Origin of the sequence: Rhodanobacter sp. A1T4, assembly GCF_014207185.1 — a bacterium.
Taxonomy (GTDB): Bacteria; Pseudomonadota; Gammaproteobacteria; order Xanthomonadales; family Rhodanobacteraceae; genus Rhodanobacter.
In genome coordinates, this window is sequence record NZ_JACHCP010000006.1 from 16,700 (window position 1) to 37,691 (window position 20,992).

Consider the following 20,992-nt stretch of genomic DNA (forward strand, 5'->3'; position numbering starts at 1 on the left):
CGCGCACGAACTCGTTAAGGAAGAGCGGCGCGAGTCTTCGCGTCTACCCACTGCCTCGAGTGCCGCCGCGAGTAGCTCAAGAGGCCAGGGATCGGCAGCATCGACTGCAGTGGCTGGTGCATCTCAGGCGGCGACCGAGCTGGCCTTGGGTCAGCAAATGCGCATGTCATCCTTATCCAACGATGCGCGAATTCAGGCGGATCTGACTGTCGCACCTGTAGGTCTGACCGAGACGCTTGTCGGTGCCCGCATCTATGGCCTGCACATGCAGGCTGGTGGGTATCTCTCCGAACTCGCGCTGTCGGACGATCTGGCAACCAAGGCCGCAGACGATGGCGTGCCGTCGTCTGCGATGGCTGACAAAGCTACCGACGCGCCCGTTTCTCCAGTAAGCGTACAAGCGGGTGCAAGCGCGGCTGCAGTCAACATATCGACGCCCGTTCAGGCGGCGGCGCGGGAAGTTCAAAGCGCAATGGAGTCACCGAGCAACGACCTCTCGCCAGCCACGGTTGTTTCAGAAGTATCTGCGACATCGGGATCGACAGCGTATTGGGCCGAGCGATCCTTGCGTTTCACACAGCAGCCCGGAGGCGGCAAGGTGGCGTGGCTTCGCGATTACCGGATGAGCGATCGCGAGGCAGTACACCTTGTTGACACGCTCCGAAGTGAAGCGTCGGAGCGAGGTGTTGCATTGCAAAGAATCATGTTGAATGGCCGCGAAGTCTGGTCTTCGCGCTCTGCTAATTAAGGGGAAGAACGATATGTCAGTTGCAGCTATTGGTAGTGCATTGAACACGACCGATCCATCGACGCTAAGCAATTCAGGTATCAATGAGCAGGACTTCATCCAGCTCTTCGTGAGTCAGCTGCAGTTTCAGGATCCGATGCAGCCTCTCGATAACAGTCAATTTCTCACGCAGCTAGCTCAGTTCGTTGGCATTGAGCAGCAGAGTGAGCAGATAACGGGTATCAACAACCTGCTCACGCTCGATTCGTCCGACCAGTCGCTTGGTCTGCTTTCCCATTCGGTCCAATTGACAAATGCGGATGGCTCTACCACGACGGGAAAAGTCACTGGCATTCAATACAGCACTAATGGTGTGCAGCTTACGGTCACAACCAGTAGCAACGTCGTTACGGGTGTGAATTTGTCGCAAATAACGCTCGTTACGCCATAAGGAGAAAGCTATGAGCGGCGGAATCATGCAAGCGTTGTACAACAGTGTCTCGGGTCTGTTTGGCTTCTCCCAGAGCCTGGATACGATCAGCAACAACATCAGCAATATGAATACACCGGGTTTTCGCGGAAGCGATTCGTTTTTCGAAAACGTTATGGATGACGACGGTACGAAGATCGCCGGCACCGGCCAAGATACGACCGAGGGCCAGATCGAACAGACCAGTACCGATACCGATGTCGCTATTCAGGGCGATGGATTGTTCATGCTGAAGGACTCGGAAGGCAATCTGTATTACACACGCTCAGGTCAGTTTGAATTCAATTCGTCAGGTCAACTTGTCGACTCAGCCAACCAATACCTAGTACAGGGATACAGTCCCACCGGTAGCTTTGGCAATATCGATATCAGCTCGCTGAAGACGTTGCCGGCACAGGCCACGACTACCGTCAATATGGTCGGAAACCTATCAACGGCTCAGACTACCGACAGCGTCAGCGACGTCACCGTTTACGATTCGCAAGGCAACTCCCAGGCACTTACGGTTGCGCTCTCGTACACCGGTAAGACGGGTGAAAATACATGGGCTGTCACGATCACCAATAGCAGTGGAACCACCGTCGGAAGCGGTACGATTGGATTCAACGGCGACGGTTCACCCGCGACGGGTTCGAACACCATCGCCGTCACGAACACCTCTGGCGGCACGGCGCAATCGATTGCTTTCAACTTCGGTACGCCAAACGCCCTGAGTGGTGCAACGAGTGTCTCCGGGTCGGCGACCAGTCTGACCGCGCAGGTTCAGAATGGCCATGGCGTCGTTGGTGTTTCCAGCGAATCGTTCGATACGAACGGCATCCTGCAGCTCACTTATGGCGATGGTGAAACCAAGGCGGGCCCGCAGCTTGCGCTGGCTACGTTTGCCGATGAAAGTGATTTGCAGACGATTCAAGGAAACCTCTATCTGCCACCGCAAAATCAGACAGCGCAAATTGGCCGCCCAGGAACATCTGCGTTTGGCACTATCGATGGCAGCAGCCTGGAAATGTCCAATGTCGATTTGACCCAGGAGCTCGCGGATATGATCGTCATTCAACGCGGCTACCAGGCTAGCTCGCGTGTGATGACCATCTCTGGCGACATGCTGCAGCAACTATATGACTCAACGCAGAGCGGTGGCTAGGGACATGGATAGCGAGGTACGTTTTGGTTGGATCGGCGAGAGTCGACGCTTCGCCGCACAATCGCTTCTTGCGGCGCAGCTCACCGACTGGGCCGATCAGTGGTGGGTCGACGGTGCCGCTGCTGACGTTGCTGTGCGTGCAGCCAGCGATGATGCGAAGCCGGACAACAAGCAACACGCGTTACTCGCCACGACTGAAGTGGGTTCGGCGGTTTTGCATTTGGGCAACAAAGACTTCGGTGCGATTGGTCGCCATTTGGTGGCGACCTCGAGCATTGACGATCTTGAGCTGGCAGCGCGCATCGGGGAACGCGCGCTCACCGATCTGGTGTCGAGGATCTATCGTCGCGCAGGTACTGGAAAGCCACCGGAACTGATCCGGGGTGACGTGCCCAGCGGATTGCAGCACTCGCGGCTGGGAGCGTTTGTCGTCGATATCGCCATTGGGCGCTTCAACATGTCACTGGCCCTCGATCGGCGATTCATGGATCGACTGGTACCCCCTTCGATGGGCAAGCGCGTTGCCTTGACGGCGCGACAGGCGGCGCTCGAGCGTGTGTCACTAAAACTTGTCGCGTCGATGGATTTTGGTTCCGTCAATCTCGCCCAACTCTCTGACCTTCGCGTCGGTGAAGTGCTTGTAGGCGAGCGAGGGCTCGACGAAGCGTTGCAGATTCACATCGAAGGGTATGGCGTCGTGGCAAGCGGTTATCTGCAACGACGCGGTGATCAGCGTGCCGTCCTATTGGACGACCTCAACTCGCAGGAAAAGAAATCATGAACGAAGTTCTTGTCGCACCGATTGAACTGGAAGAGTCCGTCTACGAGCTTCTGCCGGGCGAACCATTGATCAAGCGCAACCTCGCACTACTTGGGCACGTGAACGTACGTCTCGATGTTGTGCTCGGCGGTGCCGAGATAAGTGTGGATCGGCTCTTCTCGCTGACCAAGGGTGAGTCCATTGCCCTGGATACAGACCTCGACTCGGCGGTGACGCTGCAACTTGATGGAAAGCCGATTGCTCGTGGACAGCTGGTTGCCGCGGGCGACTGTTTTGGCCTCAAGGTGACAGAGATACTGTGAACGTTGCAACGAAAACAGTAAGAGCCTGGCGCAACGTCATGTTCCTTGCCGCACCCATGACGCAGAGTATCCCTTATCGGACGGATTCGGCGATATCCGGAGGCACGGTCGCTGTGGCAATTGTTGCGACGGTGTTGGTCCTGGCTGCATTCGTCGGCATATTGATGTACGGACGCCAGCGAGGCTGGATTCCTGCCGCGGCTAGTGGAAGGCTGTCCGCGTCGACTGATGGCATCCAACTTCACTCATCACGCCGACTGAGTGCTTTGGCAACCGCACATGTCATTCACTACCGCGGAAATGCCTATCTCATTGTCGAAAGCGCGCGTGGCTCGAGCACAAGCATTTCACTGATCCCGCAGCACAGCGAAACGCTCGGAGCTCCTGATGAGGCCGAGTAGTCGCACGAGATACCTGGTTTGGGGTGCGCTCGGGCTTGCCGCGCTTTTTTTGCCGACCGCAGGCTGGTGCGCGGATCCGATTCAAGATGCGATTGCCAGGGCCTCGGGAGAGGACTATTCACCGATTCTGCGATCGTTCTTGTTGCTTTCACTGCTTTCGTTCATTCCCTTGATGGTGATCGCACTTACCTCGTTCACACGGATCATCGTGGTGCTTTCGCTGGTGCGAAACGCCTTGGGGTTACAGCAGACGCCGCCGAACAGCGTGTTGATTACGCTCGCAATGTTTTTGACTCTGTTTTCCATGAATCCCGTTTTTCAGAGCGCAAAGCAGGCAGGCCTAGACCCGTATCTGCGAAAAGAAATTCCAGCTCAGACAGCTGTGGCGCGCGCATTTGAGCCGTTCAAATTATTCATGATAAGGCAGACCCGCGAGGAAGATCTCTCAGCCGTGGTGAGCATGGCAAAGATGACACTGCCCAAATCGGTCGATGAAGTTGGCGCGTTGCAACTGATTCCTGCATTCATGCTGAGCGAGCTGCGCACGGCATTCCAGATCGGCTTCGTTATTTTCCTACCGTTCTTGCTTATCGATCTGGTCGTGGCAGCCATTCTGATGGCGCTTGGCATGATCATGCTGCCACCGACGACGATCAGTCTTCCGCTCAAGATCCTTTTGTTTCTGCTGATCAACGGTTGGACTTTGTTGGCACAGGCACTTATCAGCGGCTATCACACCTAGGCAAAGGGACGCAGTGCCTTGGAAAGCAGCGAGCTTATACTCTGGCATCAATGGCGCACGGACAAGGACATTGCGGCCCGCGATGCACTGATTCTGAAGTATTCGTCATGGACGAGAATAGTTGCCCGTGACGTCTATATGCGGGTGTACCTCCTTCGCGATGCTTGGCAGGATTGTGCGCAGAATGCCTTGCTTGGTTTGCTTGAAGCAATTGACCGCTTCGATCCGGATCGCGGTGTTGGTTTTCAACCTTATGCAAGGCATCGGGTTCGGGGTGCCGTCTTTGATGGCATTCGTAGCTTGCGTTCCAGTCACCTACACGGCCAAGGCGAAGCAGAAGCCGCCTCTGCTACGCGTGATCGTCTTGAGTCGCTTGAGGAGGGGCGAGATGGTGACGCGCTCGACGCATTCATTGATACCACCGTTGGGCTTGGCCTCGGCTTCTTACTGGATACACAGTCGATGCCAGGAAGCGCTCTACCACTTGACGCCTATGCGGAGCTTGAGCGGGACGAGTTGAGGTCCTCTATCTCAGCGGGCCTTCAGAGATTGCCGGATCGCGAGAAGATGATCCTGACGCTTCACTACCATCACCATGTGCCGTTCGTGGAAATTGCGCAGCAACTGAACATAACGAAGGGGCGTATATCCCAATTGCATAAACGCGCATTGGAGTTATTACGGTCGCAGCTGGGCCCTCGTGTCGAGATGGACTGTTAGCGGTACTCTGATTCTCGTGGATCAGATACCACCGGCTGCTGCTGTACGACCGTCAGCTGAGCTGCCGCAAGCGGGCTTCAACAAGCGTGCGAATCCAAGCCAGAGCGTCAAGGATCCGAGCGCAATGGCTCCGAGTAAAAGAAACGCCGCGCGGTAGCCGAACATCTGCGCGATCAGGCCACCTAGCGCCGGGCTCAACGCTGCGCCGAGTCCCTGTACTGTCATTACCGCGCCCTGGCCGACGTTGACGTGGCCGGTACCTTGCATGAGGCGCGCGACCAGCGCAGGAACGGCTACGCTCTGCAGGCCGGCCCCAATGCCATCAAGCGCCTGTACCGGCCACACGCCCCAGCTCTTGATCACCATGGCGGCGATCAGCCCACGCAGCGGCAACGCGAGAAATGTCAGCAGGATCACCCACCAGTGCCCGCGCGTTCGTATCATGCGGATGGCGAACATCGACGTGGCCACCATCACCAGTTGAGCCACGACAATTGTTTTGGCGGTAAAAATGGCCGGATTTCCCTCGTGCGCCGCGACGACTGCCAGTCCATACAACGGCAGCATGGCCGCATTGCCTAGATGGAAAAAGGCCAGCGCGCCGGCCAGGATCAGCAGTGGCCGATTGGTGAAAAGCACGCTGAAACCGGAGGCTTTTTCGCCATCCTGGTCGTCGCCTTCCAGTCCTCGTGCATGGCGATTGTTGATCGATTTACGTGGAATGAGCAGCACGCTAAAGATGGCGAGTACGGCGAACAGGCCAGCCAGGGAAAAGACCGCGGCGAAACCGAATTTCCAGCCGAGGAAGCCGGACAGGCTGGCGCCGATCACGTTGCCCGCGTGATTGGCGACCTGATTGCGGCCAAACTGCCGGTCGAAGCCGACCTGGCGCACCATGCCTAACGTGATGCCCGCAAGGGCCGGGCCCAGGGCGGCGCCGGCCACCGCGGTGGCAATCTGCGATGCGGCTACCATCGCGTAGGAGGGTGAGAACCAGAGCAGCGCGGAAGCCAGCACGGTGAATATGCTGCCGATGACGACCAGTGCCCGTTTGTTGCGCGATGCATCCACCAGCGCTCCGGCCGGACCGGTGGCGAGCATGCCGGCGATGCCGCCGATGGTCATCACCGAACCGATGGCACCCGTGCCCCAGCTTTTGCCCTGCAGGAAAACACCGAGAAACGGACCGATACCGGCCTGTACATCCGCCATGAAAAAATTCAGTGATTCCAGCGCGTGCCGGCCAGGAATTTTCTGTGGCGGTTGGGCGCTCACCACTTTGGGTAAAAGGCATCGAGCGTGCCGGGTTCAAAATCGTGATCGCCCGGTATGGCGCGCACGGGTAGTGTGAGATCGCTCAGCATGTCGACGAAACGACGGTACTGTTCCGCTGTGCCGTCGTTGGCGTTGTCGCCAGGAAGGAAAATAAAATCCACGCTGCTGTTGAGATAGCGGTTCGCTTCACGCACCAGTGTTTCCAGGCGGGGAATGCTGATGTACTCGTCCTCATGGCTGACGTGCAGATCACCGCAGTGAGCCCAGGTCAGCATGGCTTAACCCTCGTCCGTTCGCTGAGCACACGGTGCAGGATGGGATGCGCGGCGCCAGCGAGTCATCGCGCCATGACGTGTGGGCGTATAGATCGTCAGTGGCTCGTGCATGGTGTTTCCTCGAAAAGGTCGGCCGTCATCGGCTTGCCGGATCTGCCGGCAAGCTGGCAATCACCTCAAATTTGATTTCGAAAACAGCGCTCCCGCGTGATCTCTATGCCACGAGGAGGATCAATTTTCCGTCAGTGGTGAGTCGCATGAGCCTTGTGTGGACCTTTCCTGGGTTTCTTCTCGTGCTGCTCGGGGGGCCTGGGCGTGTCGATCAGCGTGGCCGTGTCCTTGCCCATGGCCTTGGCATCGACGACGGTGCCCTGCCTTGTCGTCAGGGCATAGCCGCGAACGCTCAGTGGTGCGTCGATCACCAGAAGATCAGCGAGGCGCTCGGCGCTGTGCGGCGGGAAACGGATCACGGTGCCGTCGTCCAACAGTGCTCCATGTGTATTGCCCTTGGGGCCATGCAGCAGGCGTTGGATCAGGCCGCTATGCGTCATCGACTTGGCGTGCTCGCCGGATTTGTGCGTCGGTTTGCCTGGCTTCTCGTGTTTCGGGCTGGGGCCATCATCGACGATGCGTTTGCCGTTCGCCGCGTCGATGGCAACGGCGACGATCAAATCGCTGTTGCGCGTTTTCACACCGTATACGGTGAGCTTTGCGCCGGGTGCCAGCTCCTTGAGCAACTGCGCGGATAGATGGGGTGGCGTGTGGATCTCGGTGCCGTCGCTCAGCAGCAGGCCATCGATATCGGCCTTCGGGTTGAGGACAAAACGGTCGAGGGTACCAACGGTTTTTGGCAGGTAATCGGGATCAAGGTGGCACATACGGTTCACTCCGTGGGTACGTGGGATAAGGCTCGGGAGGCGCGCTCACGAGAACATCGAAGAGGCGTGGACTCACCCGGCAAAGCCCACTATGGCCTTCGAATTCGCAGGAATTGTGCAGGGAATGCGTGCTGAGCCATCACGTCCGCGAACAACGCGTATGACTGCGCATCGACGCGATACGTTGGCCTCGGCGGACTATGTGCTCCGCTGCCTAATCCTGAGCAACAGTGGAGAATTCCACCGTGCAGGTCGCTGTGGATTCGCAGTGCAGGGTGATCTCGACAGGGGTCATCGCGCTGCCATCGCTATCCTTCGAATCGACGCCCCTGTTACGCGCAAATCGAGGAAACGCGCCACCTGCCACCAGCAGACGAAGGTGATGGCCGCTGGGTACTCGCCACGACGTGGGAAACGCCTTGAGCACGCTCGCTCGCGGGCTCGCATCAGGTGGCGAAGATGGGCGGAGCCTGATGTAGCCATCCGTGATGTTTATCGTGCGGCCGCGTGGATCGACATCGCACAGGCAGACAAAGAGATCGTGATGCGGGCGGCTGGCTGATGTCGTCAGGGTAACGATGACATCGCCAATGATCTCTATCGGCTGATCGAGAGTGGGACCATCGAATGTCAGCACGTCTTTTCGCATGCTGAGAGAACGCACGTTGCCGCGCCCCTTTGCATTGGCAAGCGTGGGTCCGGCAAGGCTTGGCGTGGGATCGGATGGATCGTAAGTGAACGACCGCACGCCAGGCGTGATGACGCCATCGCTGAGTCGGCCGTCCGCGTTGAGCGCAAGGCGCGTCGCCACGTTATTTTCAGGAGGCCACGTCTTTGCTTCGCGCCATTCGTTCGGCCCGTTGACCCAGAACTTCACGCGATTGAGATCCTGGGGGCGAGCTGGCGGTTTGCCCTTGAGATAGATGTCGAACCACTCCAGCGCATCGCGCAGGCTTTCGCCGATCATGCCCGGACTGCCGTGCGTCCATTGACCGACGCTGATGCGCGCCGTGCTTCCCTGTGCGCGCAACAGCCTGAAATCGCGCATCTGGTAGGTGAAGAAAAAATCGGACCAACCGGTGACCATGCTCATCGGTGCCTTGATGCGGTCAATCGTCTTGGTAAAACGGATCGGCTCCCAGAAGACGTCGTCAGGATCGCGCGTTGTCCATTCGCGCCAGAAGTCGATGCGTTTTCCCAGCGCCTTGACGTCCAGCGTCTCGACCGGTAGTTCGTGATAGATGCGATTCAGGGGATCGCCAAATACGCGCTTTAGCGCGTTGCGCAAGCCTTGGCCGCTCTCCTGTTGATCGAGCTTACGTGCCCAGACCAGCAGGTCCTGCAAGCGAAATCCACCACCGTCGTGGATCGCTTCCTGGAAATCACTGGTCGTTACCACGGTCGAAATCGCGGAGAGGCGGTCGCCTAGTTCGGCGGCGATCGCCCATTGCACCTGGCCCATGTAACTGCCGCCGTGCAGGCCGAGCTTGCCCGAAAACCACGGCTGCTTTTCGATCCATTCCACCGTGTCGATACCGTCGTCGGCTTCCTGGAAAAACGGATTGAACTGACCGCCTGAGCCGAACGTTCCCCGACAGCTTTGAATCACGGCGATATAGCCGCGATTCGCGAAGGCTTGGGCGAGCAGTGCGATAACGCTGTGACGTCCATAGGGTGAGCGCAGCAGCACCGTCGGCTCGCCGGATGGCTTGGCGGGCAGGTAGATATCGCCTAGCAGAGTCACGCCGTCACGCATGGTGAAAGCCACGTCACGGTGCCGAACACTGCGCGAGGTTCGCGGCGGCAGTCTCAGAAGGCGATCAATCAGCATGCGGGTTCTGTGGACTAGCGTCTCGTTCGAGTGGCGGATGTCGATCTGGCAGATCGTGCTGACTGACGCGCCTGTTTGACGGCGTAGGCATAGGTGCCCAGCAATACCTGGCTGCAGTTGTGCACCATTTTCTCCTCCGAGTCACGATAGTCGGACAGCAGCCATGCCGTACCCGCATTGATCATGGCGCCGACCAGCGCAAAACCCACGATGCGCTGATCATCGTGATCGCCCAGTGCATCCTGCGTCGCCTTATCGACGAAAGAAATAATCTGCCTGGCAAACTCGAAAATGTTGCGTTGATAAGTGGCGTCGGTTTCCGCGCTGACGCCCATGACTTCAAGCATCAGCACGCGCGCCGCACAGGGATCGCGCAGGAACAAAAAGAACACCCGTAGCCCGGCAGCCACCTTTGCCTCGAGCTTCTCGCCCTGCTTTTGTATCACTTGTTGCAGTGAAGCATGCAGACGTTGGGCGTGGTGCTCGTAGGTGACGCGCAGTAGATGATCCGCGCTGTCGAACGCGGCGTAGAAATAGCGATCGTTCAACTTGGCTTGCCGGCAGATCGATTTCACGGTTGCCTTGCGAAAGCCCACGGTGCCGAACACCTGGGTGGCCGCCTGGATCAATGCATCGCGCCGTTCGGCGGCCCGATCTTCGTGTGCAATGCCGCCGTAAGCACGGCCAGTGGCGACGGTCTCTGCCTTTTTCTTCATGAACACATTTGACAGCAGAAAGTACAAAATTTAAAGTGGTGATGAGTAACACCAGAATTTCTTGGCTATTGAGGTAACTGCAATGCGCCACTTCAAAGGCAAGGTCGCCGCGATTACCGGTGCCGCATCCGGTATGGGGCGCAGTCTCGCGGTCGAGTTGGCCAAACGAGGTTGCGGGTTGGCACTCAGTGATCGCAACGAAGACGGCCTCAAGCAGACCGCCGCGATGTGCGCCGCTTACACGGTGAAGGTCACCACCCAGACGCTGGACGTGTCCGACCGCGCGGCCGTATTCAGCTGGGCCAGGCAGTCAAATGAAGTACACGGCAAGATCAACCTGATTTTCAACAACGCCGGCGTTGCACATACGGCATCCGCCGCTACAGCATCGATTGAAGATTTCGAATGGATCATGGGCATCAACTTCTGGGGCGTGGTGCACGGTACGCAGGCGTTTCTGCCCTACCTGCACGCTTCCGGCGAAGGCCATGTGATCAACTTGTCCAGCCTGTTCGGCCTGATGGCGATGCCGACGCAAAGCACCTACAACGCCAGCAAGTTTGCCGTGCGTGGTTATACCGAAGCGCTGCGGATGGAGCTGGAACTGGAAGGTGCGCCGGTCAGCGCGACCAGCATCCACCCTGGTGGTGTCGCCACCAATATCGTGAACGCGTCGCGGATCGACCAGCAGATTGTCGATGCAACCGGGCAGGACGAAGAGACGCACCGCCGCCGCGCCAATCGCCTGATCAACGTCACCACGCCGGACACCGCCGCACTGCAGATCCTCGCCGGCGTCGAACGCAACGCGCGCCGCGTGTTGGTGGGCAAGGATGCGTGGGTACTCGACAAAGTCATACGTCTGCTTGGTTCGGCCTATCAGCTGGTGGTGCTTCGGCGCGCCCGCGAGATGCTCGGCGGTGGCGGCAAAAACAGTACAGACACTCAAAAGGCTGGTTGAAATCTTCGCTTTGCGTATGGACGTCCCCAAGCCTGCCGTACGCCACCATCAGCAATGGACGATCGCATGACATCGATTACCGAATTCAACGTATCCGCCAGCAATGCCTTGTCAGCGACTGCTCAGCATGGTTCCGTGCATGCACAGCCAAACGCTGACGTCGACTACGACGTGCTGATCGTCGGGGCAGGTTTGTCCGGTATCGCGGCGGCCTACCATTTGCGTGATCGGCTGCCATCGACGCGCTTTGCCATCCTGGAGAGTAGGTCGAGTCTCGGGGGTACGTGGGACCTGTTCCGCTACCCCGGCATCCGCTCGGACTCGGATATGTACACTTTGGGTTTCAGCTTTCGCCCATGGCAGGGCGACAAGGCCATCGCCGATGGCCAGAGCATTCTGGACTACGTCAAAGATACGACGCGCGAGTTCGGAATCGACAAGACGATACAGTTCGAACACAAGGTGATCGGCGCCGACTGGGATTCATCGCTTGCGCGCTGGAGCGTGCAGGTCGAGCGCAGCGCCGATGGCCACGTCGAACGTCGGCGCTACACCTGCAGCTTTCTCCATATGTGCAGTGGTTATTACGATTACGATCAGGGCCACGCTCCGCAGTGGCCGGGCATGGACCAGTTTGCGGGACAGATCGTGCATCCCCAGCAATGGCCTGCCGGTCTGGCTTATGCGGACAAACGCGTGGTAGTGGTCGGCAGCGGCGCGACGGCGGTGACCCTGGTGCCGACGATGGCCGTTACGGCAAAACACGTCACCATGCTGCAGCGTTCGCCGACCTATATTTTTGCATTGCCATCGCGTGACGCGATTGCCGACAAACTGCGTGGATGGTTTCCATCAACGATCGCACATCGGCTTGTTCGTACCAAGAACGTGCTGCTCAGCATGTATCTCTACAACTACGCTCGCCGCAAGCCCGAAGCAGCCAAGAAGGCGATCCTCAAGATGGCGGCCAAGCAGCTCGGTCCCGACTTCGATATCGGCAAACACCTGACGCCGCGATACAAGCCGTGGGATCAGCGGCTGTGCATTGTGCCCAATGGCGATTTGTTCAAGGCGATACACGCCGGCAAGGCATCGATCGTTACGGATGAAATCGAGTCGTTCACGAGCACCGGGTTGCGCCTGCGCAGCGGTGAGCTGCTCGATGCCGATATCATCGTTACTGCGACAGGCCTGAAGTTGAAACTACTCGGCGGCGCAAAGATCACGGTTGACGGCAGGCCGATAAATCTTGGCGACACCGTGTCGTACAAGGGCATGATGTCCAGCGGCGTGCCGAACCTCGCTTCGACATTTGGTTATACCAACGCTTCATGGACGCTGAAGGCCGAGCTGGTGGCCAAGTATGTTGCGCGTCTGTTGCAGCATATGCAGACGAATGGCTATGACACCTGCGTGCCCGTACTGGACAACCAGGACGTAGGTACGCAGCCGGCGGTTGATCTGACGTCAGGATACATCCAGCGTGCGGCAGCATCGTTGCCAAGGCAGGGCCTGCACAAGCCCTGGATCTATCATCAGAATTACGCGTTTGACCTGGCCGCTTTCCGCTTCGGCAAGCTGGAGGATGGGGCGATGCGCTTCGAGCGGCGTAAAGTGGCCAAACACGTGGGTAGTGATGCAGCCTACGTTGCAGAAGAGCAGACTCCGGCAAAAACGAGGGCAAGCTTGTGACCATCGTTCTTTCGATCATCGTTTTGTTGATCATTGTGATTGCAGGGCTCGCGGTCTTTTCTTCCTACGTTGCAAATAAGGTGGAAAAGGCACTGCCGCCGCAGGGCAAGTTTGTCGACATTGGCGGGGATCGTATTCATTACGTCGAGCAGGGCAGTGGACCGGCCATCGTCATCGTGCACGGCCTGGCCGGACAGCTGCTCAACTTTGCCTATTTGCCAATGCAGGAGTTGGCACGCTCGCATCGCGTCATTCTTATCGACCGACCGGGCGCAGGCTATTCGACGCGTGGCGCGCAGTCGTCCGCAGCTATCTTTTCGCAAGCAGCGACCGTGGCTGGCTTTATCGACGCGTTGAAACTGGACAAGCCCATGCTCGTTGGGCATTCACTGGGCGGTGCGCTCGCGCTGGCCGTTGCATTGAACCATCCGCAGTCCGTGTCGCGACTGGCGTTGATCGCCCCGCTGACGCACGCGGAAACTGACCCACCCGCAGCCTTTCGCGGTCTGGCCATTCCATCGGCGCTGATGCGTCGCGTGATATCGCACACTCTGGCCATACCGTTGTCGATCAAGACAGGGGCCAAGGTGCTGGAAGTCGTGTTTGGGCCGGAACCGGTGCCGAAGGATTTTCGCGTTAAAGGCGGTGGTCTGCTGGGACTGAGGCCGCGCAGCTTCTATGCCGCATCAACCGACATGCTCGCGATCTCCGCTGATATGCCGACAATGGAGCGCCGGTACGCGGCACTGCGCCTGCCGATCGATGTGCTGTACGGCCGGCAGGATCGGGTGCTCAGCTACCGGCGGCACGGCGAGGCGCTCAAGCAGAAAATTCCACACGCCACGCTGAAGCTGGTGGACGGTGGTCATATGTTGCCGGTCACCGCACCGACGATGACGGCCGACTGGCTGCTCGCGATCGCGCGCTCTAGCGAAACCGTGACTAGCCAGAGCAGTCGGTGATTCTTCCAGTGCGAGCGATCAAGGCTGTGCCAGGCTGAGAACGAGCGCAGCGCGATCTTCATCGACAATTTCAGCGCATCGCTGCTGCTGGCTGCAATCGGAAAAGTGCTTTCGGACGTCTAAATGCAAGCCACGCCTTGTTGATAACGAAAAGGGGCGTCTCGCGGCGTCCCTTTTCGTATGCTACCGGGTAGCGACAGCTTTATTGAAAATCACTGGCCCATCAATAATCGTAGGTTGCGCTCAGACGCACGTAGCGGGGCAGCTGGCGCACCACGGCCGAGCCGTACAGCGGATCTGGCGTGCCTGGTGATATCTGGAAGTACGGATAGGCGTTGAGGATGGCCTGTCCGTTGAACAGGTTAAAGACATTCACCGAAAACGCGAGCTTGCCTTCCCCGAACGATGGCCGATAGGTTGCGCCCACGTCGACCTGCTTGTTCCACGGCAGGCGATGCGTGCCGGGTGGTGACGGCTGACCACCGCACCAATGGTAGTAGCTGCCGTAGCCGTCCGGATCGGTCTGATTGGGACCGTAGTAACCCAGGCAGTTGCGAGGGTTACCGGAGACGATCTGCAGATTGCCCGAGACCTGCCATTGGGGTGTGAGCTGGTAGTAGCCGAACAGCTTGATCTGGTGCGTGTGGTCGTTGCTTTGCGCGCCGTTGCTATAGGACATCAATTCCGGGAAGTCCCAGTCGATGCTGGTCGATGCGGCTGTCTGCTGGATGTCAGAACGGAGCTGACCTTCAGTATCGCCGTAGCTGCGCGAGAAAACGTAATCGATCTTGCCGTACCACTTGCCATCGAACGGATGCTCGAGAAAGGTCTCCAGCCCGTAGTACTGGCGCTTCAGCGGTGGAAAGCCGGCCTCGGCGTTGGTCAGCGTCACGCTGTGATAGGTGCCGCTGGTATCGGCCACGGTAAACGTATTGGCTCGGCCTGGATTGATCAGGTAGCAGCTGTTGGTGGCGTTGACGTCGTAACCCAGCGAAGCAGCCTTGCTTTCGATCGCGCTGACATCGCAGTAGTCGTCGATGGCGTTGCGCAGAATGCGCTGCGTCAGCTTGGCGCCATACACCCACTGATCGTCGAGCGCTTTGGTAAAGCCGAGGATGAATTCATCCTGGTATTCCGACTTCAGGTTCTGCGCGGTCACCGTTTTTGGATCGGGCAATACACCGTATGTATTGTTGGGCGATACCGGGTTGGAGAAAGGCATGAGCCCGGTTGGCGTGCCGTCAGCAGCGACACCGCTATAGGTGAAGTATTGCTGGGTGGCCACGTACGCGCCGGCGGCATTGAATGCGGGATTGAGCGGTAATCCGAGATAGTAACGGCCAGCGTTGCCGTAGACCTTGAAGCTGGCGTCGCCATTCACATCCCAGCTAAATCCCAGTCGTGGGGCCCACTGTGGTGCGGTCTGACGGATATAGGACTGCGCATCGGCGTTGTAGTCGGTGAACTGGTCGTTGCGCAGGCCCAGCGACAGCAGCCAGCGATCGCTGACCTGCCATTTGTCTTCGATGTATTGCGCGCGTTGGGCGGAGCGCACGCTGGCAATCGAGCTGTTGACGTGTTTGATCACGTAATAGCCGGATGCGCCATTCGAATAATTGGCCGGCGCACCCACGCCGAGATTGGGAATCAACGCAACCGTCGGCGTGGTGGTGTATGCGTAATCCCAGTAATAGCCCGGGCCGGAAGTCTGGCTGCCCTGGTCGATGGCGCGCGCATTCTGGTTGTCGACGCCGAACGAGATGGCATGCTGGCCCAACTGATAGGTCAGGTCGAGGCGCAGATTGTTGGTGTCGTTATGGCGATTGCCGTTATATAGCGATTGCGTGATCTGATTGTTGCTGATCGGTGTGCCGCCATTCAATGCGGGGTTCTGATTCTGCACGTCGGCAAGATAGGTCAGGCTGCTGTCGTAGCCGCCCGGCGCATCGTAGCTGACAGTTTTCATCTTGCCGTAGGTGGCGGTGAGCGTGAGGCTGTCGGTGATGTAGCTGGTGAACTTGGCCGTATAGACGTCACCGCCGGTCTTGATGCTGTCGGCATAGTTGATGAAGCTGCCCGGCTTCAGCGCGTTATAGTCGTAGCTGTAGATGCTACCGTTGGTCTGATCCTTGTTTGAGGCGCCGGTGAGCTCGAGAATGTTGCTGTCGGTGATATTCCAGTCCAGTTTGCCGTACCACTTGGGTTGCTGGTACTGGTAGCGCACATAAGGCTGCGCCTTGGATACGTTGTTGACCGTATCGCCATCCTGGGTAGAGGTCTCGGCAGCGAGAAACAGAAACAGTTTGTCCTTGATCAGCGGGCCGCCAAGATAGGCGTCGTATGTTTTCGTCCACTGGCGATTCTTGCTGTTCGGGTCATACAGGTTGCCGGCGATCGGCGACGATGGCAGTCCATTGGTGTAATAGGTGTTGCTTGCATCGGCGTGCGCGAAGTCTGGCTCCCACAGCACTTGCCCGCCGAAATGCCACTGATCCGTGCCGCTTTTGCCGACCATGTTGATCACGCCGCCATCGGAGCGGCCGTAGCGCGCGCTGTAGCCGCCGGTATAAATTTCCTGTTGCTCGATGGCACCGTACGGCAGGGTGAGTCCACCGAAGCCACGCAGTGGATCGGTAGTATTGAAGCCATTGATGTAATACGCGTTCTCGCTCGCGGCTGAGCCACCGAAGCTGACCAGCGATTGCCCGGTCGGTCCCACATAACCGCCACTGTTGTTCACCACGCCGGGTGCCAGTTGTGCGATGGCTTCCGCAGAGCGGCCCAATGGCAGCTGCGCCAGCTCAGCTGAGGTAATCACCGTGCGCGAATCGACGCTGGTGACGTCGATCGGTGGCAGCGCGTTGGCGCTGACTTTTACCGCGTTGAGATCCTTTACCGCCGCGGGTTGAAACGACACATCCGAACCGGTGCCCACGCGCAGGTCGATGTCGCTGCGCGTATCGACCACTTGGCCATCGCGCAGCAGCGATACGGTGTAGGTGCCCAGTGGAAGTTCGCTCGCTACGTAATGGCCGTGACTGTCCACAGTCACCACACGCGAGATGCCAGTGTTGCTTCTGACCTGTACGGTTTCATTGCCGACCGTAGGTGCCTGCCCGAAGATGCTGCCCGTGGTCGACTGGGCGAATAGCGGTGTGGCGACAACTGCCAGTGCGGTGCCCAGCGCCATTGCAAGCGCGTCAGGCCTGAGCGTAGTTCGATTTTTCAAAGTTGGACTCTCGAAAGCTTGGGTATGGATGCGGTATGCCAGGCGATTTGCTCATGTCACATCATCGGTCCATGGGTATGGATCGACGGTTTCATGCGGCATCAATGCCACTGGATCCGATGGGTTCAATGCACTCTTTCGCCCCTATGGCGATCGTCAAGACGATGCTGAGTACGAGATGAATAGTACACAACATATGGACATCTAGACGTCTAAATGGAATGAGTATTTGGAATACTCACATAACGAAACGTTCTTTACAGGCGGTTGGGCTGCGTTATGGAGCGGTCAGTGGCTGTTGCAGCCGTGCATACACGTCATGCGCTTCGCGATAACCAAAGCTGATCGTGTCACAGGGGCTTTCAACGGATGCCAGGAAATCGATCAACAACACGGCATGTCCCGCGGCGTGCCGAAAGCAGGTGGAGTCGAGCATGCTGAGAGGGTTTGTCCTTACGCCGTGCAGGAGCAGCACTGCACCTCGACCAGGTTCACCTGCCGCGAATCAGTCGTAGATGAGTGACCCGGATGCGCTATGAAAACTCACCGATCGTGCAGGCAGGTCAGCTGGTGGTGAGCCCACCGAGTGCTGCGCGGGATGGATCAACCAGTGAACCAGTACACCAGAGGCCGACGGCGAACAGCAGCGCGATGGCAAGCAATACGCATGCGCACCAGCGCAGGATGGTGTGATTTTTCATGATGCTGCATCCGCCGGCTGGATTGCCGTTCGACAGACAGGCGGATGGCTAGAGCCCTAAAACATGCCGCTGTCGGACTCGCGGCAACGATCAGGTGACGGCGAGACCATGCAGTTCGACGCCATCGTGTGTCACCTTGAGTACTGAACCATGCTCGTACCAGTCGCCAAGCACGATGCGTTCGGCAGCTTCGCCATTCAGTTCGAGCGAATGCACGGCGGGGCGATGGGTGTGGCCGTGGATCAGTCGGGTAACGCCGGCATCGCGCAGGGCTTGCTGCACGGCATCGGCGTTGACGTCCATGATGCTTTCCTGCGTGGTGCCGGTGTGGGCGCGGCTATCTTCTCGAGCCTTGGCGGCAAACGCCCTGCGGGCTTCGAGTGGCATGGACAGGATCTGTGCTTTCCACTGCGGCGTGCGCACCTGCCGGCGTACGTTCTGGTAGGCGACGTCATCGGTGCAAAGTACGTCGCCGTGCATCAGCAGGGTGGGGCGCCCCTGAATTTCGTGCACGGTGCCATCGTCGAGTAGGGTAAGGCCGGCGCGTTGTGCGAATGTTTCGCCCAGCAGAAAGTCGCGGTTGCCCACCATGAAATACACCGGCACGCCAGCATCGCGCACAGCGCGGATCGCCGTTGCAATGCGCTGCGGCAGCTCGGCATCGTCATCGTCACCGATCCACGCCTCGACCAGATCGCCGAGGATGTAAAGCGCGTCGGCATGACGCACTTCGTCGCTGGCCAGATAGTTCTCGAACAGTGCGGTGATCTGTGGGCGCGATGGATCCAGGTGCAGATCGGCGATGAACAGGGTGGCCATCGTGATGATCAACCCTGATGCTTGGCGGATTTCTTGGCCGGCTTGGCGGTGGCGGGTGCAGCGGTGCTGGAGGCATCTGCCGGCGCATCCTCACCCACGACGCGGGCGCTGGTAATCACCACCAGCGGATTGGGCACGTCGGCGGCGAATGGTCCGAGTCCCCGCGTTGGCAGCGCGGCGATCTTGTCGACGACGTCCATGCCCCTGGTGACTTTGCCGAACACGGTATAGCCCCAGGTCAGGCCGCTCTGGTTGCCGGTGAAGTCCAGTCGACGGTTGTCGACCAGGTTGAAGAAGAACTGCGATGTGCCGGAATTGGGATCCGCGCCGCGCGCGACCACCAGGGTGCCGCGCAGATTGGAAAGGCCGTTGTCTGCCTCACTGGCGATTGCCGGACGTGTGCGTTTTGGCTGCAGGTCGCGCGTATACAGGCCGCCCTGCACCAGATAGCCAGGGATTGCCCGATGCATCACGGTGCCGTCGTAGAAGCCGTCGCGCACGTATTGGAGGAAATTGGCCACGCTCTTGGGCGCTTTGTCGCCGTAGAGCGACACGGTGATGTCGCCCTGTGAGGTATGCAGCACGACTTCTGCCGACGCTATCGCGGCAGCCGTTGCGGGCGCAGGCTTGGCGGTTTGTGCTGTCAGCGTCAGTGGTACCAGCGTTAGTGGCGCGAGCAGCAGGAGGGTGGCGAGCAGTGATTTAAGCATGGGCATCAGACGGTTTTGGCGTGCGCACATGATACGCGCACACCACCGGCATGGTTCATGAAAGCCGATGGGTTCAACTGCTTGACAGGTCCAGCTTCAGTCCGAGCTCAACCATCGGTGACTGCTCCTGCTGCAGGTCGGATTCGCTGAGCGGATGCTGATCGAACCAGGCCAGCGGCAGAGTCAGGCGCAGTTTCTGACTGGTCGCGGCCAGCCGCATCTGCGGTAGCGACTCGGCGCGGCGCGCCCGGCGGAACAGCACGGCCAGGCGCAGCAGTGCCGTGGTGTAGCGGGCGAGCGCACGATAGCGTAGCGGCAGGGTGGCGATCAGTGCCTTGTCCGGCTTGCGCCGATGCATTTCGACCACCGCGGCGAGCAGTTGCTGCTCCTGTCGCGAAAAACCGGCGAGGTCGGCGTGGCGCAGGATATAGGCACCGTGGTGGTGGTGCTGGCTGTGCGCAATGGCCAGACCAATCTCGTGCACGCGCGCGGCCCACGACAGCCACTCACGCGCATCGGCATCGAGTTTCCACGGTTTGGCGACCTGATCGAACAGCATCAGCGCGGTGGATTCCACGCGCCTTGCCTGGGCACGATCCACGCCATAGCGGGCGGCCAGCGCGTCGATGCTGGCGGTGCGCGGATCGCTACCGCCGGCGCGGCCGATCAGATCCCACATCAGCCCTTCGCGCATCGAGCTTTCGCACACACGCAGCCGCTCGATGCCCAGTGCGGCAAAGGCAGCCTCGAAAATCACCACGCCACCGGCGATCACCGCAGCGCGCTCCTCGATCAGGCCGGGTAGCTTGAGCAGGCTGATCTGGCCCTGGTCGAGTATCGCGTCGCGTAGCGAGGCCAGTGACGAGGGCGTGATGCCGTCGTCGGAAAACTTCATCGCCTGTACCACCGCGCCAATCGACTTGGCCGTGCCGGAGGAGCCGTACGCATCCTGCCAGCCCGATTCGCGGTAGTCCTCGTCGAACTGCTGCAGCAGCACGCCAATTTCGCTGCGCGCACGCTGCCAGCGCTTGCGGGTGAGCTTGCCGCCGGGAAAAAAGCGCAGCGTCGAGGCGATACAGCCGGCCTGGATGCTTTCGGTATGCAGTGGCGCCAGTCCGCGACCGATGATGAACTCGGTGCTGCCACCGCCGACATCGATGACCAACCGCGGCTCGCGCGAGGCGGGCAGGTCGTGCGCCGCGCCGAGAAAGATCAACCGGCCTTCTTCGCGGCCGGAGACCACTTCGATCGGATGGCCCAACGCGCTCTCGGCAGCGGTCAGGAATGTCTGTGGCGAAGCGAGTCGGCGCACTGTGTTGGTGGCCACCGCACGTACGCGCAATGACGGCAGGCCGGCGATGCGCTGGCCGAAACGGGCGAGGCAGTTCATCGCACGGGCGCGACGCTCGGCGTCCAGCGTGCCGTCAGCGCGCAGGCCGGCAGCCATCCGCACGCTATCGCGCAGCCGGTCGATCACGCGCGGCTCGCCGTGCTCCATCCGTGCCACCACCATATGGAAGCTGTTGGAGCCCATGTCTACGGCGGCGATCAGTTCGCCATCCTGGATCGGTGTCGAATCGGCTGGACTCACGTCAAGCCTCCCTGATCGAATGAAGTCCGATTCTCGCACGCACGA

20 protein-coding genes are annotated in these 20,992 nt (G+C 59.2%); 10 read left to right on the top strand and 10 right to left on the bottom strand.

The window, feature by feature from the left end:
• Nucleotides 1–145 precede the first annotated feature (145 nt).
• From HDE80_RS12940 to HDE80_RS12970, 7 genes are all read left to right on the top strand, one after another.
• Nucleotides 146–748 (top strand): hypothetical protein, encoded by a 603-nt coding sequence (locus HDE80_RS12940; RefSeq protein WP_184671521.1) that lies wholly within the window; start codon nt 146–148, stop codon nt 746–748.
• Nucleotides 749–761: 13 nt separating this feature from the next.
• Nucleotides 762–1,178, top strand: a complete 417-nt coding sequence (locus tag HDE80_RS12945) for a flagellar hook capping FlgD N-terminal domain-containing protein (RefSeq protein ID WP_184671523.1) — start codon at nt 762–764, stop codon at nt 1,176–1,178.
• A gap of 10 nt (nt 1,179–1,188) precedes the next feature.
• Entirely contained in the window at nt 1,189–2,361 is a 1,173-nt protein-coding gene (locus HDE80_RS12950) for a flagellar hook-basal body complex protein (protein ID WP_221437567.1), read from the top strand.
• The gene (locus tag HDE80_RS12955; protein ID WP_221437568.1) at nt 2,336–3,142 is read left to right on the top strand and encodes a hypothetical protein; all 807 of its coding nucleotides are present in this window, start codon (nt 2,336–2,338) and stop codon (nt 3,140–3,142) included. The genes HDE80_RS12950 and HDE80_RS12955 overlap by 26 nt, the downstream gene beginning before the upstream one ends.
• Nucleotides 3,139–3,444, top strand: a complete 306-nt coding sequence (locus HDE80_RS12960; protein WP_184671527.1) for a FliM/FliN family flagellar motor switch protein — start codon at nt 3,139–3,141, stop codon at nt 3,442–3,444. Before HDE80_RS12955 ends, HDE80_RS12960 begins: the two co-directional genes overlap by 4 nt.
• Before the next feature lie 450 nt (nt 3,445–3,894).
• On the top strand, nt 3,895–4,587 hold the full coding sequence (gene fliP, locus HDE80_RS12965) for a flagellar type III secretion system pore protein FliP (RefSeq protein ID WP_255483741.1): 693 nt from the start codon (nt 3,895–3,897) through the stop codon (nt 4,585–4,587).
• An 18-nt stretch (nt 4,588–4,605) separates the two neighbouring features.
• A complete protein-coding gene (locus HDE80_RS12970) occupies nt 4,606–5,307 on the top strand; it encodes a sigma-70 family RNA polymerase sigma factor (protein WP_184671531.1) in 702 nt (233 codons plus the stop codon).
• A 21-nt stretch (nt 5,308–5,328) separates the two neighbouring features.
• Here HDE80_RS12970 and HDE80_RS12975 read toward each other — a convergent pair whose 3' ends face one another.
• The 5 genes from HDE80_RS12975 to HDE80_RS12995 all read right to left on the bottom strand — a co-directional run bounded on the left by HDE80_RS12975 (nt 5,329) and on the right by HDE80_RS12995 (nt 10,282).
• Nucleotides 5,329–6,558: an MFS transporter gene (locus HDE80_RS12975; protein WP_184672157.1), complete on the bottom strand. Its 1,230-nt coding sequence runs from the start codon at nt 6,556–6,558 to the stop codon at nt 5,329–5,331.
• A 20-nt stretch (nt 6,559–6,578) separates the two neighbouring features.
• On the bottom strand, nt 6,579–6,857 hold the full coding sequence (locus tag HDE80_RS12980; protein WP_184671533.1) for a metallophosphoesterase: 279 nt from the start codon (nt 6,855–6,857) through the stop codon (nt 6,579–6,581).
• A 242-nt stretch (nt 6,858–7,099) separates the two neighbouring features.
• Nucleotides 7,100–7,735 carry a hypothetical protein gene (locus HDE80_RS12985; RefSeq protein ID WP_184671535.1) on the bottom strand — a complete coding sequence of 212 codons (636 nt, stop codon included), beginning with the start codon at nt 7,733–7,735 and terminating at the stop codon, nt 7,100–7,102.
• 214 nt (nt 7,736–7,949) lie between these two features.
• Nucleotides 7,950–9,503 carry a CocE/NonD family hydrolase gene (locus HDE80_RS12990; RefSeq protein ID WP_184671537.1) on the bottom strand — a complete coding sequence of 518 codons (1,554 nt, stop codon included), beginning with the start codon at nt 9,501–9,503 and terminating at the stop codon, nt 7,950–7,952.
• Nucleotides 9,504–9,580: 77 nt separating this feature from the next.
• Nucleotides 9,581–10,282: a TetR-like C-terminal domain-containing protein gene (locus HDE80_RS12995; protein ID WP_184671539.1), complete on the bottom strand. Its 702-nt coding sequence runs from the start codon at nt 10,280–10,282 to the stop codon at nt 9,581–9,583.
• Between the two features lie 82 nt (nt 10,283–10,364).
• Here HDE80_RS12995 and HDE80_RS13000 point away from each other — a divergent pair, with 82 nt between their 5' ends.
• The 3 genes from HDE80_RS13000 (at nt 10,365) to HDE80_RS13010 (ending at nt 13,897) form a co-directional block, all read left to right on the top strand.
• Nucleotides 10,365–11,243, top strand: a complete 879-nt coding sequence (locus tag HDE80_RS13000) for an SDR family NAD(P)-dependent oxidoreductase (RefSeq protein ID WP_184671540.1) — start codon at nt 10,365–10,367, stop codon at nt 11,241–11,243.
• 66 nt (nt 11,244–11,309) lie between these two features.
• A complete protein-coding gene (locus HDE80_RS13005) occupies nt 11,310–12,935 on the top strand; it encodes an NAD(P)/FAD-dependent oxidoreductase (protein WP_184671541.1) in 1,626 nt (541 codons plus the stop codon).
• A complete protein-coding gene (locus HDE80_RS13010; RefSeq protein WP_184671542.1) occupies nt 12,932–13,897 on the top strand; it encodes an alpha/beta hydrolase in 966 nt (321 codons plus the stop codon). The genes HDE80_RS13005 and HDE80_RS13010 overlap by 4 nt, the downstream gene beginning before the upstream one ends.
• Nucleotides 13,898–14,120: 223 nt before the next feature.
• On the opposite strand, the gene HDE80_RS13015 is transcribed toward HDE80_RS13010, so the two are convergent.
• From HDE80_RS13015 to HDE80_RS13035, 5 genes are all read right to left on the bottom strand, one after another.
• The gene (locus tag HDE80_RS13015) at nt 14,121–17,087 is read right to left on the bottom strand and encodes a TonB-dependent receptor (RefSeq protein WP_184672158.1); all 2,967 of its coding nucleotides are present in this window, start codon (nt 17,085–17,087) and stop codon (nt 14,121–14,123) included.
• A 602-nt stretch (nt 17,088–17,689) separates the two neighbouring features.
• A complete protein-coding gene (locus tag HDE80_RS13020; protein WP_184671543.1) occupies nt 17,690–17,827 on the bottom strand; it encodes a hypothetical protein in 138 nt (45 codons plus the stop codon).
• Nucleotides 17,828–17,917: 90 nt separating this feature from the next.
• Nucleotides 17,918–18,646, bottom strand: coding sequence for a UDP-2,3-diacylglucosamine diphosphatase (locus HDE80_RS13025; protein ID WP_184671544.1), 729 nt, complete (start codon nt 18,644–18,646; stop codon nt 17,918–17,920).
• A gap of 8 nt (nt 18,647–18,654) precedes the next feature.
• Nucleotides 18,655–19,356 (bottom strand): peptidylprolyl isomerase, encoded by a 702-nt coding sequence (locus HDE80_RS13030; protein WP_184672159.1) that lies wholly within the window; start codon nt 19,354–19,356, stop codon nt 18,655–18,657.
• A 73-nt stretch (nt 19,357–19,429) separates the two neighbouring features.
• A complete protein-coding gene (locus HDE80_RS13035; protein WP_184601319.1) occupies nt 19,430–20,947 on the bottom strand; it encodes a Ppx/GppA phosphatase family protein in 1,518 nt (505 codons plus the stop codon).
• Nucleotides 20,948–20,992: the final 45 nt, after the last annotated feature.

Coding starts and splice junctions, on each gene's coding strand:
- HDE80_RS13020 (WP_184671543.1), bottom strand. CDS start 17,827: ATGAAAAATCACACCATCCTGCGCTGGTGCGCATGCGTATTGCTTGCC.
- HDE80_RS13015 (WP_184672158.1), bottom strand. CDS start 17,087: ATGGCGCTGGGCACCGCACTGGCAGTTGTCGCCACACCGCTATTCGCC.
- HDE80_RS12985 (WP_184671535.1), bottom strand. CDS start 7,735: ATGTGCCACCTTGATCCCGATTACCTGCCAAAAACCGTTGGTACCCTC.
- HDE80_RS12995 (WP_184671539.1), bottom strand. CDS start 10,282: ATGAAGAAAAAGGCAGAGACCGTCGCCACTGGCCGTGCTTACGGCGGC.
- HDE80_RS13005 (WP_184671541.1), top strand. CDS start 11,310: ATGACATCGATTACCGAATTCAACGTATCCGCCAGCAATGCCTTGTCA.
- HDE80_RS12955 (WP_221437568.1), top strand. CDS start 2,336: ATGACTCAACGCAGAGCGGTGGCTAGGGACATGGATAGCGAGGTACGT.
- HDE80_RS12945 (WP_184671523.1), top strand. CDS start 762: ATGTCAGTTGCAGCTATTGGTAGTGCATTGAACACGACCGATCCATCG.
- HDE80_RS13025 (WP_184671544.1), bottom strand. CDS start 18,646: ATGGCCACCCTGTTCATCGCCGATCTGCACCTGGATCCATCGCGCCCA.
- HDE80_RS13030 (WP_184672159.1), bottom strand. CDS start 19,356: ATGCTTAAATCACTGCTCGCCACCCTCCTGCTGCTCGCGCCACTAACG.
- HDE80_RS12950 (WP_221437567.1), top strand. CDS start 1,189: ATGAGCGGCGGAATCATGCAAGCGTTGTACAACAGTGTCTCGGGTCTG.
- HDE80_RS12960 (WP_184671527.1), top strand. CDS start 3,139: ATGAACGAAGTTCTTGTCGCACCGATTGAACTGGAAGAGTCCGTCTAC.
- HDE80_RS13000 (WP_184671540.1), top strand. CDS start 10,365: ATGCGCCACTTCAAAGGCAAGGTCGCCGCGATTACCGGTGCCGCATCC.
- HDE80_RS12980 (WP_184671533.1), bottom strand. CDS start 6,857: ATGCTGACCTGGGCTCACTGCGGTGATCTGCACGTCAGCCATGAGGAC.